At 43.7% G+C, this 16,825-nt stretch carries 17 protein-coding genes; 8 read left to right on the forward strand and 9 right to left on the reverse strand.

Going from position 1 to position 16,825, the window contains the following annotated elements:
* The first annotated feature begins 15 nt into the window (after positions 1 to 15).
* The 3 genes from fre to J5X92_RS17400 all read left to right on the forward strand — a co-directional run bounded on the left by fre (position 16) and on the right by J5X92_RS17400 (position 3,334).
* Positions 16 to 711 carry an NAD(P)H-flavin reductase gene (gene fre / locus J5X92_RS17390; RefSeq protein WP_013786239.1) on the forward strand — a complete coding sequence of 232 codons (696 nt, stop codon included), beginning with the start codon at positions 16 to 18 and terminating at the stop codon, positions 709 to 711.
* A gap of 187 nt (positions 712 to 898) precedes the next feature.
* A complete protein-coding gene (locus J5X92_RS17395; RefSeq protein ID WP_208806223.1) occupies positions 899 to 2,293 on the forward strand; it encodes a M28 family metallopeptidase in 1,395 nt (464 codons plus the stop codon).
* Between the two features lie 66 nt (positions 2,294 to 2,359).
* Positions 2,360 to 3,334, forward strand: a complete 975-nt coding sequence (locus tag J5X92_RS17400) for a transporter substrate-binding domain-containing protein (RefSeq protein WP_013786242.1) — start codon at positions 2,360 to 2,362, stop codon at positions 3,332 to 3,334.
* A 148-nt stretch (positions 3,335 to 3,482) separates the two neighbouring features.
* On the opposite strand, the gene J5X92_RS17405 is transcribed toward J5X92_RS17400, so the two are convergent.
* Positions 3,483 to 4,517 (reverse strand): energy transducer TonB, encoded by a 1,035-nt coding sequence (locus J5X92_RS17405; RefSeq protein WP_013786243.1) that lies wholly within the window; start codon positions 4,515 to 4,517, stop codon positions 3,483 to 3,485.
* A 270-nt stretch (positions 4,518 to 4,787) separates the two neighbouring features.
* On the opposite strand from J5X92_RS17405, the gene J5X92_RS17410 reads away from it, so the two are divergent.
* The 4 genes from J5X92_RS17410 to J5X92_RS17425 all read left to right on the forward strand — a co-directional run bounded on the left by J5X92_RS17410 (position 4,788) and on the right by J5X92_RS17425 (position 8,163).
* Complete coding sequence (locus J5X92_RS17410) at positions 4,788 to 5,345, forward strand: GbsR/MarR family transcriptional regulator (protein WP_013786244.1); 558 nt, start codon at positions 4,788 to 4,790, stop codon at positions 5,343 to 5,345.
* 11 nt (positions 5,346 to 5,356) lie between these two features.
* A complete protein-coding gene (locus tag J5X92_RS17415) occupies positions 5,357 to 6,718 on the forward strand; it encodes a cytochrome ubiquinol oxidase subunit I (protein WP_208806196.1) in 1,362 nt (453 codons plus the stop codon).
* A gap of 9 nt (positions 6,719 to 6,727) precedes the next feature.
* Complete coding sequence (locus J5X92_RS17420; RefSeq protein ID WP_129740210.1) at positions 6,728 to 7,738, forward strand: cytochrome d ubiquinol oxidase subunit II; 1,011 nt, start codon at positions 6,728 to 6,730, stop codon at positions 7,736 to 7,738.
* A 260-nt stretch (positions 7,739 to 7,998) separates the two neighbouring features.
* The gene (locus J5X92_RS17425) at positions 7,999 to 8,163 is read left to right on the forward strand and encodes a hypothetical protein (RefSeq protein WP_167347530.1); all 165 of its coding nucleotides are present in this window, start codon (positions 7,999 to 8,001) and stop codon (positions 8,161 to 8,163) included.
* A gap of 33 nt (positions 8,164 to 8,196) precedes the next feature.
* Here the strand turns inward: J5X92_RS17425 and J5X92_RS17430 are convergent, their stop codons facing one another.
* Positions 8,197 to 9,792: a methyl-accepting chemotaxis protein gene (locus tag J5X92_RS17430; RefSeq protein WP_013786247.1), complete on the reverse strand. Its 1,596-nt coding sequence runs from the start codon at positions 9,790 to 9,792 to the stop codon at positions 8,197 to 8,199.
* A 174-nt stretch (positions 9,793 to 9,966) separates the two neighbouring features.
* The gene (locus tag J5X92_RS17435) at positions 9,967 to 10,440 is read right to left on the reverse strand and encodes an Lrp/AsnC family transcriptional regulator (RefSeq protein ID WP_013786248.1); all 474 of its coding nucleotides are present in this window, start codon (positions 10,438 to 10,440) and stop codon (positions 9,967 to 9,969) included.
* A gap of 119 nt (positions 10,441 to 10,559) precedes the next feature.
* On the opposite strand from J5X92_RS17435, the gene cysK reads away from it, so the two are divergent.
* Positions 10,560 to 11,516, forward strand: a complete 957-nt coding sequence (gene cysK, locus J5X92_RS17440) for a cysteine synthase A (protein ID WP_208806197.1) — start codon at positions 10,560 to 10,562, stop codon at positions 11,514 to 11,516.
* 72 nt (positions 11,517 to 11,588) lie between these two features.
* Here the strand turns inward: cysK and J5X92_RS17445 are convergent, their stop codons facing one another.
* The 6 genes from J5X92_RS17445 to J5X92_RS17470 form a co-directional block, all read right to left on the reverse strand.
* A complete protein-coding gene (locus J5X92_RS17445) occupies positions 11,589 to 12,356 on the reverse strand; it encodes a hypothetical protein (protein ID WP_208806198.1) in 768 nt (255 codons plus the stop codon).
* Between the two features lie 136 nt (positions 12,357 to 12,492).
* The gene (locus J5X92_RS17450) at positions 12,493 to 12,702 is read right to left on the reverse strand and encodes a cold-shock protein (protein WP_013786252.1); all 210 of its coding nucleotides are present in this window, start codon (positions 12,700 to 12,702) and stop codon (positions 12,493 to 12,495) included.
* Between the two features lie 281 nt (positions 12,703 to 12,983).
* On the reverse strand, positions 12,984 to 14,612 hold the full coding sequence (gene ubiB / locus J5X92_RS17455) for a ubiquinone biosynthesis regulatory protein kinase UbiB (protein WP_208806199.1): 1,629 nt from the start codon (positions 14,610 to 14,612) through the stop codon (positions 12,984 to 12,986).
* Between the two features lie 9 nt (positions 14,613 to 14,621).
* On the reverse strand, positions 14,622 to 15,257 hold the full coding sequence (locus J5X92_RS17460; protein ID WP_013786254.1) for an SCP2 sterol-binding domain-containing protein: 636 nt from the start codon (positions 15,255 to 15,257) through the stop codon (positions 14,622 to 14,624).
* Positions 15,257 to 16,042, reverse strand: coding sequence for a bifunctional demethylmenaquinone methyltransferase/2-methoxy-6-polyprenyl-1,4-benzoquinol methylase UbiE (gene ubiE, locus J5X92_RS17465; protein ID WP_013786255.1), 786 nt, complete (start codon positions 16,040 to 16,042; stop codon positions 15,257 to 15,259). Before ubiE ends, J5X92_RS17460 begins: the two co-directional genes overlap by 1 nt.
* Before the next feature lie 74 nt (positions 16,043 to 16,116).
* Complete coding sequence (locus J5X92_RS17470; RefSeq protein WP_208806200.1) at positions 16,117 to 16,809, reverse strand: DNA-3-methyladenine glycosylase I; 693 nt, start codon at positions 16,807 to 16,809, stop codon at positions 16,117 to 16,119.
* Positions 16,810 to 16,825: the final 16 nt, after the last annotated feature.

The raw sequence follows: 16,825 nt of genomic DNA on the forward strand, positions 1-16,825 counted from the left end.
GTAAGAAGAGATTACATGTCAGAAATTAAATGTAAGGTTGCCAGCATCACGCCGTTAACCGACGTAGTATACAAAATTGAATTAACACCTCCCGCGCCAGTTGCCTTTCAAGCAGGCCAGTACGCACTTATTGATATGGGCGAAAAAGACAAGCGCCCCTTCTCTATTGCCAATGCAGCCTATGATAATTCACGCATTGAACTTCACATTGGCGCAGAGCCTGGCAATACTTTCGCCGGCGAAGTATTAAGTCGTATGAAAGAAGAAGGCGAAATTAGTCTTAGCGTAAATAACGGTGAAGCCTTTTTACAATCAAATGGCTTGCCGATGGTACTAATCGCTGGCGGCACAGGCTTTTCCTACACCTACTCTATCTTACAGCAGCATCTGAACAGCGGTGATAAAACACCTATTACCCTTTATTGGGGAGGCCGTCATACCGGTGATTTATATCTATCAGAAGCGCTAAATGCACTCGCTGCCAAGCACGATAACTTTACCTTTGTACCTGTAGTGGAATTTGCCGAAGACGACTGGAAAGGTAGAACAGGATGGGTTCACCATGCAGTATTAGCCGACCATACAGACTTCGAACACATGCAAGTGTATGTAGCAGGGCGTTTTGAAATGGCTAAAACTGTACGTGAAGACTTTACCGTTCGCGGCTTAAAAGTAGAAAACCTATTTGGCGATGCCTTCGCGTTTATTTAAATCGGTTACGTGCTTGCTTTATAGTTAGCATAAACAGCATCTAGTATTGATACACTCGGTACATACAAGGAGGGCACGCAATAAAGCATGCCCTTTCTATTTTAGGCTGTTATCGACCATTAACTTCTCCACACGTTAACCCCATTTGTTGCTTTCTCTCGTATCCAGTATGGTGATAAAAAAAGAGATGGAGAAAACAATGATAAAAAGCATTCCTACATTCGTAAAAATTTCAGCGTTAGCAGTATTACCACTTTCCTTGACCTTTACAGCGCAAGCGCAAAATGAACAACAACAAGCTTTATACAAAATAGCCGAAGACATTTCCCCAAAGCGCATTGAAAGCGATATCACCACACTCGTGAATTTTGGAACCCGACATACCTTATCGGAAACCGAATCAGATACCCGAGGCATAGGGGCCGCAAGGCGCTGGATTAAGACTGAGTTTGAAAAGATATCAGCCGAATGTGGTGGTTGCTTAGACGTGTATTTTCAGTCTGAAACCATTAGCGGTGAAAAACGTATACCCGACCCTGTCGAGGTAGTAAGCGTTATTGCTATTCAACGCGGCAGTACCGATCCAGAACGTTACGTGATGATGTCTGGTGATATAGATTCTCGCGTATCTGATGTGATGGATTTCACATCAGACTCACCTGGCGCAAACGATAATGCATCGGGCTTAGCTGGAACACTGGAAGCCGCACGCATACTATCGAAATATACATTTAACGGTAGCATTGTGTACGCCGCACTAGCAGGGGAAGAACAAGGCCTGTTTGGTGGGCGTATTATGGCAAACCAAGTTCAAAAAGACGGCTGGCGGTTAAAAGCAGTATTGAACAACGACATGATTGGCAATATAGAGGGCGTTAATGGGGTTATCAACAACACCACGGCGCGCATATTTGCTGAAGGCACTCGCGTAACCGAAACCACAGATGAAGCTCGCACCCGCCGCTTCACAGGTGGAGAAGTCGATTCACCAAGCAGAAACTTAGCAAGATACATTGATAACATTGCCGACCAATACATTGAGAATCTAGATACCATGGTCATTTATCGATTAGATCGCTTTGGTCGTGGCGGGCACCATCGCCCCTTCAACGATTTAGGTTTCCCCGGTATTCGTATTATGGAAACCAATGAAAACTACACTCGCCAGCATCAGGATCTTCGAGAAGAAGATGGTATCAAGTATGGCGATACCTTAGACGGTGTGAATTTTGATTACGCAGCCAAGCTAACTGGTTTAAACGCAGTATCGCTAGCGGCTATGGCTTGGGCGCCCAACCCGCCAGCTAACGTAAAAATTAAAGGCGCCGTTCAGCCTTCTACCACATTAATGTGGGATATAGCAGATACAGCGCAAAACCCTCAACTGTCGGGCTATAAAGTTTACTGGCGTCATACCGATGCACCGCAATGGGAATTTAGTAAGTTTGTTGGTAAGGTGAACGAAGCCACGTTAGAAAACGTAGTAATTGACAACTACTTTTTCGGGGTTGCCAGTGTGAACAACGATGGCATTGAAAGCCCAGTTGTATTCCCAGGCGCTGCAGGCAGTTTTGGCCAGTAACGGTTATACTGTTGATAGGTAATAGCGCCTATAGATAATAATAATGTTGTTTTGGAGATGTCGCCCGTGTTGGTGAGAGTCATCGCTTTATTAAGTTTTATCACCGTGGTGGCGCCGTTAAAGGCAAACAGTGTCACACTTGCCGCAGCGCCATTTGAAACTTACGTAAGCGATGAGGGCGAACCTTCAAGACTCACGTCTATCGTTGAAGCGGCGTTCTCGCGAATGCAAACCGACCTGGAGCTTCAGGTTATGCGCGATGCTTTCTTAGGTAGCGCAGTACGTTCTGGTAAGGTGGATGGCGAGTTCGCCTATATAGATTTAGGTGAAAGAAAAGACACGGTTACCCTTTCAGCCCCCTACCTTCCCATCTATTTATATGCCACGGGTAAAAAATACGATGTTGAAGAGATTAAGCTGATACCGCATTTAAAAGACAGCCGCGTAGCGATAGAAAACCGCTTTGCTAATACGCCAAAGTTCCGCATGCTAAAAGAAATCAAGTGGTCACGTAATCCCAGCACGTACGACGCTTTTAAGCAGCTAGCCGATGACAGAGCGCCGTATTTAATTACTACCCACTTGTTGATTGAAGAGTTTAATTTACTTCTTGATAAAGACGGTGAAGAGCTTTTACACGTATCTTCAGCATCGTTGATGAACGCTGGTTTTTCCTTGGCACTTGGCACAAGTACGCCTAACGCTAAGGCCACTATTGAAGCGTTTGAACAAACCATTCAGGTCATGCAACAAGATGGCAGTTACAATAAAATTCTGGGGCTACCTTGGCTATCCAAAGACATTAACAACGACGGTATCGCCGACTATATTGGTGAAACTAGTGTGAGCCTTGTACCCACAGATACACTTACCGCCTACCCACTCGATAAATCGTTACCTGGTGATAGCAGTATTTACGTTATTGATGGTGTTATCGTTGAAACGAAAGCTGAAGCGATGGCTATGCTTGATGGCGTTAAGGCCGAGCGAGAAAGTTTGCTCGACCCTGATGTTTATAAAACCATGATTAGACGCTGGTAGTTATTTAACTGCGCTTTTTATTGCGCTTTTTATTGCGCTTTTTATTGCGCTTTTTAGGAGCAGATTTTAGCAGTGCCTTTTGCTAGCACTGTAGAAGAGCGCCCTTATAGTCAATCATTTTGCGAAACCGCTCTCGCTTTCTTAATTTTCAACTAGTGATTTCAAGAATATCAAATGTTGAGCCAGCATCCCCTCTGATTAACAAAATACAATCGGAAGTTTGCGCCGGAAACTCTATTTTGTTCTCCCAACCTTCTATATATTTTTGTTGATAATCGTTGCATCTAAGCTCCACTGAATCAACATTCCCTTGAGAAACTTCAACTTTAAATGTTGAGGGATCATACGTTTGAGACCACGCGCCTAAATGACTCAGCTGACCTTTAGTGACGTTTGCTGACCCAGTCGCTTTAGCAGCCTTCAGTGCATCTGCAAATTGTTGATAGGTTTCTTCAGATAAATTAAGGCCATTAACACTTCCCATTCGCGAAAGGGTTTCGGCGGCACCATTAAAATTGCCGAAATAAAGCTGTGACTGAAAAAGATTCACCGTCGACTTAGCCAATATTGCTATAGGCAAGTGTTCGTATAAATCTACTGTAATTTGGGATTGGCGCATATATTCTAAAAAATTTTCATTTTTATAATAATAGATAGACTTTAACCACGCAGCCAAAGCATGTTCGTTTAAATTTTTAGTATGGTCTTCTACCAAATTGTCTATGGATTTTTTTATGTTAAGCATATCTGCGGTAGGGCTAGAAAGCGCATCTATGGTAGCTTGGTATTCTTTTGCAAAGGCAGGCGTCACGCTACCTTCGCTATGGCCAGCCTCTGAGTATGTGTGTTTAACAAACAGAGTTTGAGCACTTGCTACTGGCTTATTGTTAACGAGCGCAGGAGAATATTGAAGGTTTCTTATGTATTTAGTGACTTTTTTGACATATCTGTCTTTGCCTGAATAATCAAAAACAACGATATCTTTCGTTGTGCCGTCTTTGTCTATTATAAATGAAACTCTTGTCCAACCTTCCATGCCTCCGCGCGAGGTAAAGGTCTCTTCCACTTTATTAGCATTTTTTATTATTTTGGCGGCTTTAACTTCTTTGCTGTTACCATTGGCAAAAGAGAAGCTGCTGGACACGATCAATAACACGCATAATAGCGCAGAAAATATTTTCACAATTTATCCCTAATTTTTAGCGTGTTAAAAGTAATAAACCTCAACATCGCGTTTCCTGTTTAATTCTATATTGTTTATAGCACCTATCTTTTAAACTTAACAATAAATCGAAACGTCACGAGACAACTTATCAACGAACATAAGATTCACCATGCCCATTTATGTCGTTTTCGAGTTCCTCCTAACATAATTTTCATCTGATACTTGTTGATCTCAATCAAACTTCGGCATAAACTTTCAGTAATTTCTGAAAGTTCAGCAGGTATAGACATGAAAATGACACCACTTATTACTTCCGCGGTTATGCATTTCGGCGAAATGGGCAGTCGTTGGGGCTTTAACCGTACTGTGGGCCAAATTTTGGCGCTGATTGTACTTGCTGATGAACCCATCTCAGCGCAAGAAATCGCCGACGCGCTAAATATATCTCGCGGCAACACCAGCATGGGATTAAAGGAGCTTCAGTCGTGGCGCTTGGTAAAACAGCACCTTGTCCCTGGCGAACGAAAAGAGTTCTTTATTGCAGGCGGTGACATTTGGACCCTAGCAAACCGCGTATTCGAAGAGCGCCGCAAACGCGAAATAGACCCTACCATGAGTTTATTGCGAGATTTATTACTCGATACGCCCGCCAACAAAACTGAAGCCAACGCACAAGATAAGCTGAATGAAATTCATGACTTATTAGAGTCGGTAACCGCATGGTCACAAGAGCTTCAAAACCTAGGCCCAGATAAACTTAACACCTTGATGAAACTCGGCTCGGGTGTTGGCCGTATGTTAGAACTGAAAGACAAAATTCTTCCGGGAAAAAATTCCGTTAATTAAGGAGACTATCTGTGGATGCGTTTTTGCTGTCTCGTTTACAATTTGCATTAAATATTAGTTTTCATATTCTGTTTCCTACTATCACCATGGCAATGGGATGGTTCCTTTTCTACTTCAAATTTCGCTCAAATGTAACCGGCCACCCTGTTTGGATGCGTATGTACCGCTTCTGGGTGCGCGTATTCGCACTAAGCTTTGCACTTGGTGTAGTAAGTGGCGTGACCATGTCTTTCCAATTTGGTACCAACTGGCCCGGCTTCATGGAGCGGGTGGGTAATGTGGCAGGCCCCCTATTGGGCTACGAAGTCCTTACTGCGTTTTTCTTAGAAGCCACCTTCCTTGGTATTATGCTGTTTGGTATTCGCCGAGTCCCTAATTGGTTACACACCCTTTCAACATTGATTGTGGCAGTGGGCACTACCATGTCAGCCTTTTGGATTTTGGCGCTTAACAGCTGGATGCAAACGCCTCAGGGGCATGAAGTTATAGATGGCGTTGTGTATGCGGTAAATTGGAGCGAAATTATTTTTAATCCTTCGTTCCCGTATCGCTTTGTACACATGATGCTAGCTTCGGGTTTGACGGCCAGTTTCTTAATTGCCGGTTTGTCGGCCTACCGTATGTTGAAAGGCGATGACAAACTTGCGCCAAAGCTTGCTCTTAAAACCGCAACCTATACCGCGGCAGTGCTTATCCCTTTGCAGATTTTTGCAGGCGATATGCATGGATTAAATACCCTTGAGCATCAACCACAAAAAGTTGCCGCAATGGAAGGCTTGTGGGATACCACAGAGGGTGCGCCCTTGCTGCTCTTTGCCATTCCCGACGAAGAAAGCAGGGAAAATCACTTTGAAATACCGGTACCCAACGGCGCGAGCCTAATTTTAACCCATAAAAAGGATGGCAAAATTCAAGGCCTGAACGACTTTGAAGGCGAGCATCCGCCAGTAGCACCTGTATTCTTCGGGTTTCGGGTGATGGTAGGCATGGGCTTTTTAATGTTAGCGGTTTCGTGGCTTGGTAGCAGTTATTTACTTAGAGGGAAATCTTTCCCACTTTGGCTCAAGCGAGTATTCGCTGGCATGGCATTCAGCGGCTGGATTGCAACCTTAGCCGGTTGGTATGTGACTGAAATTGGGAGGCAGCCTTATCTCGTCAGTGGTGTTTTACGTACACAAGAAGCGGTAACAACACTTCCTCCTGCGAATATTGCTTTCTCGTTCACCATGTACGCCACAATTTATACTATTTTGCTGTTCGCTTATATGGGAACGCTCATGTTGATGTGTCGCCGCGCCGTTGAAATTGAAGAGATTTCTACGGAAGAGCGTGAAATGGCAAAAGCTAGCAAAATGTCGCCGGCCAACACTTAAGGAGCAGCTATGTTATTCGAAAATGTATCAGCAGAAACATTAGGGAATATTTACGTTGGCCTGCTTGGGCTGGCAGTATTGCTGTACGCTATTTTAGATGGTTACGATTTAGGGGTAGGTGTTTTAATACCGCCCCGAGAAGAAAAGTTTCGTGACGATATGATTGCGTCTATTGGGCCCTATTGGGACGCCAATGAAACGTGGTTGGTATTGGCCGTTGGGCTTCTGCTGATTGCTTTTCCCGAAGCACACAGTGAGGTACTTCAAAGCCTTTATATTCCCGCAACTATAATGCTATTAGGGCTCATTTTACGTGGCGTCTCTTTTGATTTTAGGGCGAAGGTCGTTCAAGTGCATAAGCGTAAGTGGGATCTCACCTTTAAGTACGGTTCATTACTTACCACGCTGGCGCAAGGTTATATGCTAGGCATTTATGTAACCGGCTTGCGTACCGACTTATGGGCACAAGGCTTTGCCTTACTGTCTGCTATTGGTGTAACGGCTGCGTATGCGTTTATCGGCTCTTGCTGGTTAATATTAAAAGCAGAGAACAACTTACAAGCCAAAGCCTATTATTGGGCGCGCAGAGGATTGTTTGCGCTTTCTATAGGAATAGTAGCGGTTAGCCTAGCAAACTTAACCTTGCATGATGATGTGCGTGATTTGTGGTTATCATCCACTATTGGCTATGTATTGATGGCTATTCCTGTTGCCTGCTTTTTATTACTTAGCTTATGTGGCGTGCTATTGAAAAAGCTACCTGATGCAGGCGGGAAAGGTGAATGGATGCCTTTTGCTATAGCACTAACGGTGTTTGTGCTTTGCTTCACCGCTTTTGGAGTAAGTTACTACCCGTTTGTCATACCAGGACACCTTACGGTACAAGATGCACTTAGCGACGCCAACTCACTTCGCTTCTTATTAGTGGGTGTCGTTATTGTAGTACCTTGCATTCTTGCTTACACCGCGATGGTATACAAAATATTTTCAGGTAAATCGGAAAAGCTTAGCTATTATTAGCGCCTTCCTACTAGTTAACCCTTGAAAACAATAATAGGCTCCTAACCACCTGGTTTCGGAGCCTTTTTTTCACCCGAAACATATTCAGCTCCATGCAACTTCACTAGATCACTTTTTTCTAATTTAGACCTCACACACTTGTAAACAAATAATTACACCAAAAATCAAACAAAATTCTTATATATTTCTTTTGTGACAGTGTTGACATAATAATTAAATATACGTATGCTTATTTTGGGCAGAATTAAAAGGAGACCATTATGAACAATGTAGTTAAATCATTTTCAAGGTTCTTCAGGCGTGCTCACCCCTATACAGTGGCTTACTATATAGGTCGGAAAAATGCTCAAAATATTTTAGGATGTAAGATCCAAAAGAAATCCAAGATTTTTGCTAGCAAGCAAACTGAAGAACAACAGCATTAGTAACGAAGGGCCCCTAACAGGGCCCTTCTTGCATTAGCCTATTTTAAATTGGTTCACATTAGCACTTAATCCATTTGCAAGTGCAGACAAATCTTCAGCCGCATCGTTTACCTGACTGTTGTTCTGAGACAGTCTATCTCCCAAATTCTTAAATTGATTAACACCATTTTTCGCTTCATTGGCCTGCAACTGTGAATGTTTCGCCAATACGGCCGCTTCTTCACTAACACTCACTAACGCCAAAATGCTTTGCGTTCCTGCTTCAAGGGTTGAGACCAAATCATTAGCTAACCCCACTGAGTCATGTGCCTTGTTTTGATTTGAGCTCATAGTAGATACTGCAGAGGTAATTGAAACCACAATTTTCTCAAGCATGGTATTAATTTCAACCGTGGACTGGTGGGTTCTTACTGCTAGTGTTCTCACTTCATCAGCGACTACCGCGAAACCTCTGCCAGAATCCCCTGCCCTTGCCGCTTCAATAGCAGCATTTAATGCCAGTAGGTTTGTCTGATCGGCAATTTCTGCAATGGTCTTCACTACACTTGAAACATTGTTCCCTTCAACTTGAAGGGTTTCTAGCATACTCGCCGTTTGCTCAATATCATTGGCCAAGTCAGAAATAGCGTCGGCGGTCTCTTTTACTTGTACACGACCTGCATCCACCTGTTTTGCGCTGTCTTGGGCTGCACTTGCTGCAGTTTGTGAACGCTGAAGGCTTTCCACCATGTCTGACTCTAACGAGTCCATAATGTTTACAAGGCCGGTAATATCGGTGAGTAAACTATCCACCGACGAACTTGACTGTTCTGTAGTTGTAGAGAGAGAATTCACCGCGCCCTCTATGCCAGAAACGGCGCCTTTCACTTCTTTCATACCCGCCTGAAACACAGATACCAAACCATGAATACTGTTGGTCATTCTACAAAGTTCATGGGTGCTTTGTTCTGGAAGGCGCGCTACTAAGTTCCTACTTTTCGCTAAACTATCGAGCTTCTCAGCCATGCCTTCTATCGGCTGCGCAATTTGTTTTTTAGCACTATGGTAACCAGCCATGGCAACAGCAGCTAGAATAAGCACGAGAAAGTAAATAGTGAATTGACTGGTTTGTAACTGACTTCCTATCGCCTGAGAACGCTCACCTGCTTTGCTTGCCACCTGATTTCTTACTTCAATTAATGCGTTGTCAAAAACAGAGGCTAATTCATTAACTAACTGTAAATCGTCACGGGCACGATCCCAATCAACCCGCGAGGCAGACATAGTTGCTTGAAGTGAATCCATACTTGAAACTAGCGAATTAAACTGAGATTTAAGGGTATCACCGGCCATATAGCCTAATGCTTTGAATCCAGCATCAACGTTTTGCTCTAATTCTTGTTTTTGTTCATCAAAGGCATTGCCCGATAACGTTGTGCCATAAAGTGAGAAGCCAATTAATACAAGTTGCTTACTGTTACTTTGCACATTATCCAATGTACTTAACGCGGGTAAGGTTTCACTCACAAAAGTATCGACTTGGTGCGTGACCTGCTTGTTGTTCAATGTTAACACCACGGCAGCAATTAAGGTTGCGAGTAATATTCCTGCATAACCCGTTAAAATTCTTACTTTTATAGTGTTTAACATTGCATACTGCCTTCGAGGAAAAAATTAACGTAAAGTATTACTGTAGACACTTTGAAGCATAAACCAATAAAAAACTTATAATAGTGTCTTTAGCAACCCATAAGTAACCTAGACCCGAGCTCTGCCTTTTTACTTTCGTAAATCACAAAAAACGTAAGCATTATTAGGTAATTATTAAAGGTGAGTAAGCGGAAGTGCAGTGGTATATTTAAGCTGCTCCATGGCAAAACTAGAAGTGACATCGTTAAGATCAATCCCATTAACGAGTCTTTTATAAAAATGATCGAACGCAGCCATATCGGTTACCACCACTTTAAGCAAATAGTCGTACTCTCCAGACATGCGATAAAATTCTACCACTTCTTCAAACGATGAAGCATGCTTGGCGAAATCTGTTAACCACTTCCCGTCGTGACGTGCGGCTTTAATTTGCACAAATACCGTCATTGCCAAGCCTAATTTGTGCGCCTGTAATAATGCTACGCGACGGGAGATAACGCCTTGGGCTTCAAGCCGCTGTATACGTCGCCAGCAAGGCGTTGCCGTTAAGCCCACTTTCTCCGCAATATCTGCAACCGGCACGTCGGCATTTTGCTGCAACAGCAACAATATAGCCTTATCCACCCCATCAAGAGCAATATTTTTCATTACCTTCCTCTAAATTAGAATTATTTACCAAATCCAGCCTATCAAATGGGGAGTAATGAGTAAATTTCTCTTTTTCTAGCTGTCATTATTGAGTAAGACTGACTTATAGGTTTTTTGAAATGCTTGATTACGCGATAAATGCCATGCCTGGTGTGGTTGACGATATAACCCACACCATAGGAAACACACCATTAATACGCTTGAGTAAATTTGCTGCACGTCATAACGTAGATGCAACGCTTTTAGCCAAGGTGGAATTTTTCAATCCTGCAGGGTCGATAAAAGACAGACCGGCAATGGCCATGCTTACTGCGCTAATGGAAAGCGCTGCCTTTAATGAGAAAACCGAGATAATTGAAGCATCATCAGGAAACAACGGTGTGGCCTGTGCTTGGCTTTGCGCGATTTACGGCATTAAGCTGACAGTATGTATTCCAGAACATATGTCAATCGAGCGCCAAAAGCTAATACGCCACTATGGCGCACAGGTAGTGACTACACCGAAAGACCTTGGAACGAAAGGAGCTATAGAACGAGCTGCTGCACTTATCGAGCAAAACCCAAACGCAGTGGGTCTGTCCCAATTTTCAAACCACGCTAACCCTAACGCTCATGCCCAATCTACCGCTCAGGAACTGCTGCGCGATACTAATGGGCATATTGATATTGTGGTTGCGGGCGTGGGTACTGGCGGTACGCTCACTGGCTTAGCCACAAGCATGCGAGCTCATATTCCTCATTTGGAAGTAGTGGCTGTAGAACCAGCAAGTTGTCCGGTGTTAAGCAAAGGACACGGTGGCGTGCACAATATTCAGGGATTAAGTTCAGGCCATGTGCCTGACGTGCTTGATGTAAGCCAGATAAATCAGATAATTACGGTAGAAGACGATGAAGCCATAGCCTACGCTCAGCAGATTGCTAGAGTAGAAGGCCTAGCGGTAGGGATATCTTCCGGAGCCGCTCTGTTTGCTGCCGCTCAATTAGCTCAACAGCCTAGCAATAAGGGAAAAAACATCGTTGTCATTCTTGCCGACGGCGCTGAGCGTTACTTTTCTACCCCGTTATTCGCCGACTAACTGCGAGTAGCGGCGAGTAGCGGCGAGTAACGGCGTGATTATCGGCAACCTACAAAGGTTGCCATTTATGCATTAACGCCACCAAGGTTGATTAAAGTCGACATCTTCAGGTGCTATTACAAATTCGTATGGCGGTTCGAAGGCTGCCCAAAAGCGTTCAGCCAAGGCTGCATCGACTACGTTGAACTTACCTGCGCTCGCGTATTCTTTCATTAGCGTTAAGTATGCTTCCACTGGCATGGAAGGATTAGACTGCTCGAATATCACTACCCCGCCATAGGTGTTATATAGGTGTTTTTCTATTTGCCAGCGCTCTACTTGGGTTGATGCAATCTCATCAATACTGGCAGTGTCTTCAGCGCTAGTACTTTCCTTCAAATCACTATCTTCTTGCTGAGCATCTTTCTTAGCAGCTATTTTCTTATTGTTTTTTTCATATTCTGACCCAAACTTTTGCTTAAAAGCTTCAACCAAGGACTCGTCCACCTTGATATTGTTTTTGCTAGCATAGTCGCTGAGCACGGCTTCTATAATTTGGTTCGCTAGGTTAATAGCTCTCATCTGAGTAACAAGCTGCGTAACGTTGTCTGGCGCTTGCTTTCGAATTTTTGAAATAGTGTCTTGGTCGGGAGTAATGTCAGCTAAGGTAATCGGTTCACCAAAAAGCATGGCAATAGCATTAGCTTGGTTACTACTGGTTTGGTTACTAGTGGCGCTGCTGGCATTTTGGGTGCCTTGGGAAGTATTTTGTATATTACTGGATGATTGCGCGAATGGCGAAGAAGATATAAACGTGGTAGATAGAACAAAAGCGAAAAAAACACTATTCATCCTTAACATTAGCTAATCCTTTCATTAAGTTTATTACTCAAACAGTAAAGCACTTAATAGCGGGAAAACCAACTATATTAACGAATGTAGTGTTTATAAAAGAAAGAAAAACGGCGGTCTTTTCAGACCGCCGTTTTTGAATTTCTTAGATGGCGTGCACGTTAGCAGCTTGAAGACCTTTTTGACCTTCTTCTACTTCAAATTCCACGCGCTGACCTTCTGGAAGAGTTTTGTAACCGTCAGAAACGATAGCACGGAAATGAACGAATACGTCCTTACCGCCGTTATCTTGAGTTAGAAAACCATAACCTTTATCAGCGTTAAACCACTTAACGGTGCCTGTAACTTTAGACATGTCGTATAGACCTCAAATATCATATTAAATTGCGCAATAAGCGCGTATAGCGAGTGTCTTTAATAGGCGGAGTTGGTCTTACTTACGAATGGGCAACAACTTACTACAAATCACAAGGTAACTTGAGCGGTTTTACATATAGCAAATAATTTCATATCTCGTCTATTCAAAGACATTTGGCTTAAAGCCAAAGCAACTATAACACTCTTCGAACTGATTAATATACAATTTATTCACTAAAAAATGCATTTCATAAAAATTTCACCCGAGCGTAACAGTCGCTACCGGTTCTTACGCCATGCCAATACCCAACAAAGGGATCCTACACTGGCAGAAAGCGCTGGAAAGCACCAATTTAAATCGTACATTGGTAAAATAGCAGACAATAGAATAAAGGTAGCACCCGTTACGCCCCACTGAATGGATTGTGCGCTCTTTTTCTGTTGTTCTAGTAAAGCAAGTTGTGCGCGTTGTTGTTGCAAAGGAAGCCGTTTAACTTGCTGTAGGCTGTCGTAAAGTAAATCCGGCATTTCAGGTAGCTTTTCAGACCAAAACGGCAGGTTTGCTTTTACCTTACCCAGCATGGCTTTCACGCCAATTTGCTCGCGCATCCAATTTTCTAAAAATGGCTTTGCGGTTTTCCATAAATCTAATTGCGGATAAAGCTGACGCCCCAACCCTTCAACATAAAGCAGCGTTTTTTGAAGCAGAACTAGCTGAGGTTGCACCACCATATTAAATCGACGGGCAGTATTAAATAATTGCAGTAACACATTACCGAACGATATTTCCGCAAGGGGCTTTTGAAAGATGGGCTCGCAGACCGTGCGAATCGCCATTTCAAACTCATCAATATTGGTGTCGTTCGGCACCCAACCAGAGTCGGCGTGAAGTTGCGCTACCTTGCGATAATCTCGGTTAAAAAACGCAATAAAATTTTCTGCTAAATAACGCTTATCTTCACGGTTTAACGTGCCCACAATGCCAAAGTCGATAGCAATGTATTTAGGGTTTTCTGGATGCTCGGTAGAAACAAAAATATTACCCGGGTGCATATCAGCATGAAAGAAGCTGTCGCGGAATACTTGGGTAAAGAAGACCTCTACGCCGCGCTCCGCCAGCTTTTTCATATTAGTGTTTTGTGCTAGTAAGGCATCTATATTTGAAATAGGTAGCCCGTATATGCGCTCCATCACCATTACATTGCTGTGACAATAGTCGCTGTATATTTTAGGTATGTATAATGAATCTGAGCCTTCAAAATTCCGCCCTAATTGAATGCCACTTGCCGATTCACGTAGTAAGTCCAGTTCATCCACTATGGTTTTACGATATTCCACCACCACTTCAACAGGGCGGAGGCGTTTGCCATCTGGCAGCCATTTTTGCAGAACTGACGCTAAACTAAAAAGCAGCTCCATGTCGGCCACAATTGTTTCACGAATATCGGGGCGTAAAACCTTAACCACCACATCTTCATTATTCGCATTTAATTTTGCAGCATGCACTTGCGCAATAGAGGCTGACGCCAGAGGCGCTTCATCAAACTCACTAAATAATTCAGATAGATGGGTTAGACCAAGGGAGGTTTTAATAATCTTTTGTGCCGCTTCTGACGAAAACGGAGGCACTTTGTCTTGCAGACGAGCAAGTTCATTAGCAATAGCAGGATGGAGCAAGTCTCTGCGGGTCGATAGCATTTGGCCAAACTTGATAAAAACCGGGCCAAGGCTTTGCAGTGCGAGCGTAATGCGCTCACCGGCAGTCTTATCTTTGTGTTTATTACGGATCCAAAAGATGCTGTGACGCATAAGGCGTGCGTACCATGGTAGCCATTTCGCAGGGATAAGGTCGTCTAACCCATGCTCTAACAACACCTTATTTATCTTATACAACCTAACAATGCGCATGCTTGTCTCTTAAATTGATTTTTGTTCTAGCTGAAGTAAGCGGGCATCTAATCGCGCTACATCGTCTCGTAGTGCGTTCACTTCATCACTAAAATGTAATACCGCTAATTTGGGCGCTGCTATTTGCTTTTCTTCTATCAAGGCATTGCTAGCGACTTTATTAAACTCAGACAGGGCACCCGTAGCTTTACGTTTAATAGCACTAAACCAGCTCATCGTTTGATGGGCAACCACATCGTTGGTTTTGGCAGCCAGAAGTTCTTCTACATCTATATCTAGCTGCTGAAACAAACCGCTAACCTGCTGAGCCACAGCAAGTTCGCCCTCAACCTGTAATTTTTTTTGTTGAATAAGACGGGTTAGCTGATTGGTGTGCTTTAATTCAGGCAGGGTATCTAAGGATGTTTTAATACAGCAGTCTTTATGATTTAGCGTAGCTATTGTGTCTTCGAACGGCTCATGTAGGGTCAGCACGTCTACCTGCTCAGAAAATACAAGCACTACAGCAAATGGCAAGGGGTCTACATAAGCAATAAGCCGCGCGCCTTTCAGCGAAGCCATTCTGGCAACGCTGTCTGGATCTAACGCTAAAATTTTATTCGCAGCCGTTTCAATAACGGCACTTACCAATGCTGACGTGGGCATTAAAACTTATAGCCTCGGTGCAGTGCTACAATTCCACCGGTTAAGTTTTGGTAGTCACACTGGTCAAACCCCGCGGTTTCGAACATACCTTTCAGGGTTTCTTGATCAGGGTGCATACGAATACTTTCTGCCAAGTATTGATAACTCTCGGCATCGTTGGCCACTAGCTGCCCCATTTTTGGCAATATATGGAACGAATACGTGTCGTAAAGCTTACTTAGTTGCTCTGACGTTGGCTTTGAAAACTCCAACACCAACAGTCGGCCGCCTGGCTTTAACACACGGTAAATTGAATTAAGTGCATTTTGCTTCTCGGTCACGTTTCGAAGACCAAAAGCCATGGTCACTACATCGAAATGGTTATCAGGAAAAGGCAACGCCTCTGCATCTGCTTGAACGTAATCGATATTGCTAACTAGTCCGCGATCTCTTAGTTTATCGCGGCCAACTTTCAGCATCGATAAGTTAATGTCGGCCAAGGTTACGTTGCCCGTAGGGCCAACAAGACGAGAGAATTTTGCGGTTAAATCGCCAGTACCACCAGCGATATCAAGCACTTTTTGCCCTGCACGCACACCGGAACAATCAATGGCAAAGCGCTTCCATAAACGGTGCACACCCATCGACATTAAATCGTTCATGACATCGTATTTAGCGGCAACAGAATCGAATACATTGGCTACTAAGGACGCTTTTTGATTTTTCTCAACCTGCTTAAAGCCGAAATGAGTAGTAGGTGCATCCGATGCCTCTGTGGGCGATGTGTTGTTATGGTTGTCGCTCATGGCATTCCTGCATTAGTGATTCATAGTAAAGGCTGAAGTGTATCGGATTGTAGCGCCCAGCAACAGTATTTACCTTATGCTAAATACTGGTTTGTACCCCAACTAAACGCAATAATAACGCTTATTTCTTGTAACGTGCGGCCACTTTCTTGATGCCACTGTGCAAAAGCCGCATTTGCAGCGGTTAAGCTTTTCTTGCTAGTGAGGCCACCATCGATAATATCGTTCTTTCTTAAGTAGTCTTCAACATCTCGTGAAAACAAGAAGGTATCTACGCCTAACGCCCGCAGCATGTAGGGGCCGGTGTTCCCGCCGAGTCTCGACCCACGTTTCTTTAAGGTGGTCCACAATTCGGTAATATTACTGGCGTCGAACTTAGCCACAAACTGACCGAAGCTGCCGTGCTCACGGCTAATATCTTTAATGAACATGGCATTATCGCGAACGGTCATTACTTTTTTGTAATTACGCACTATGCGTTTATCAGACGCTTTTTGTTCTAACATCTCATCAGGCATCAGCAGCACTTTTTCGATATCAAAACCAAAGAACACGGTTTCAAACTCAGGCCACTTTTTCTCGATAACGCGCCACACAAAGCCTGACTGAAACACTTGCTTCGTCATGGCTGCTAAAAACCGATCGTCCGGTATTTTGGCAACGAGCTCAGAGGAAAGCGGCGCTGAAAGCATGCTTTCAAGCGCCTTTTCACCACCTTTTCGCTTACATGCCCGCTGGTAAATGGTGGAGAAAGATTCTATTCCCATGGTTATCTACCCTAAT

It is taken from the genome of Alteromonas sp. K632G (genome assembly GCF_017653625.1).
Classification (GTDB): Bacteria; Pseudomonadota; Gammaproteobacteria; order Enterobacterales; family Alteromonadaceae; genus Alteromonas; species Alteromonas naphthalenivorans.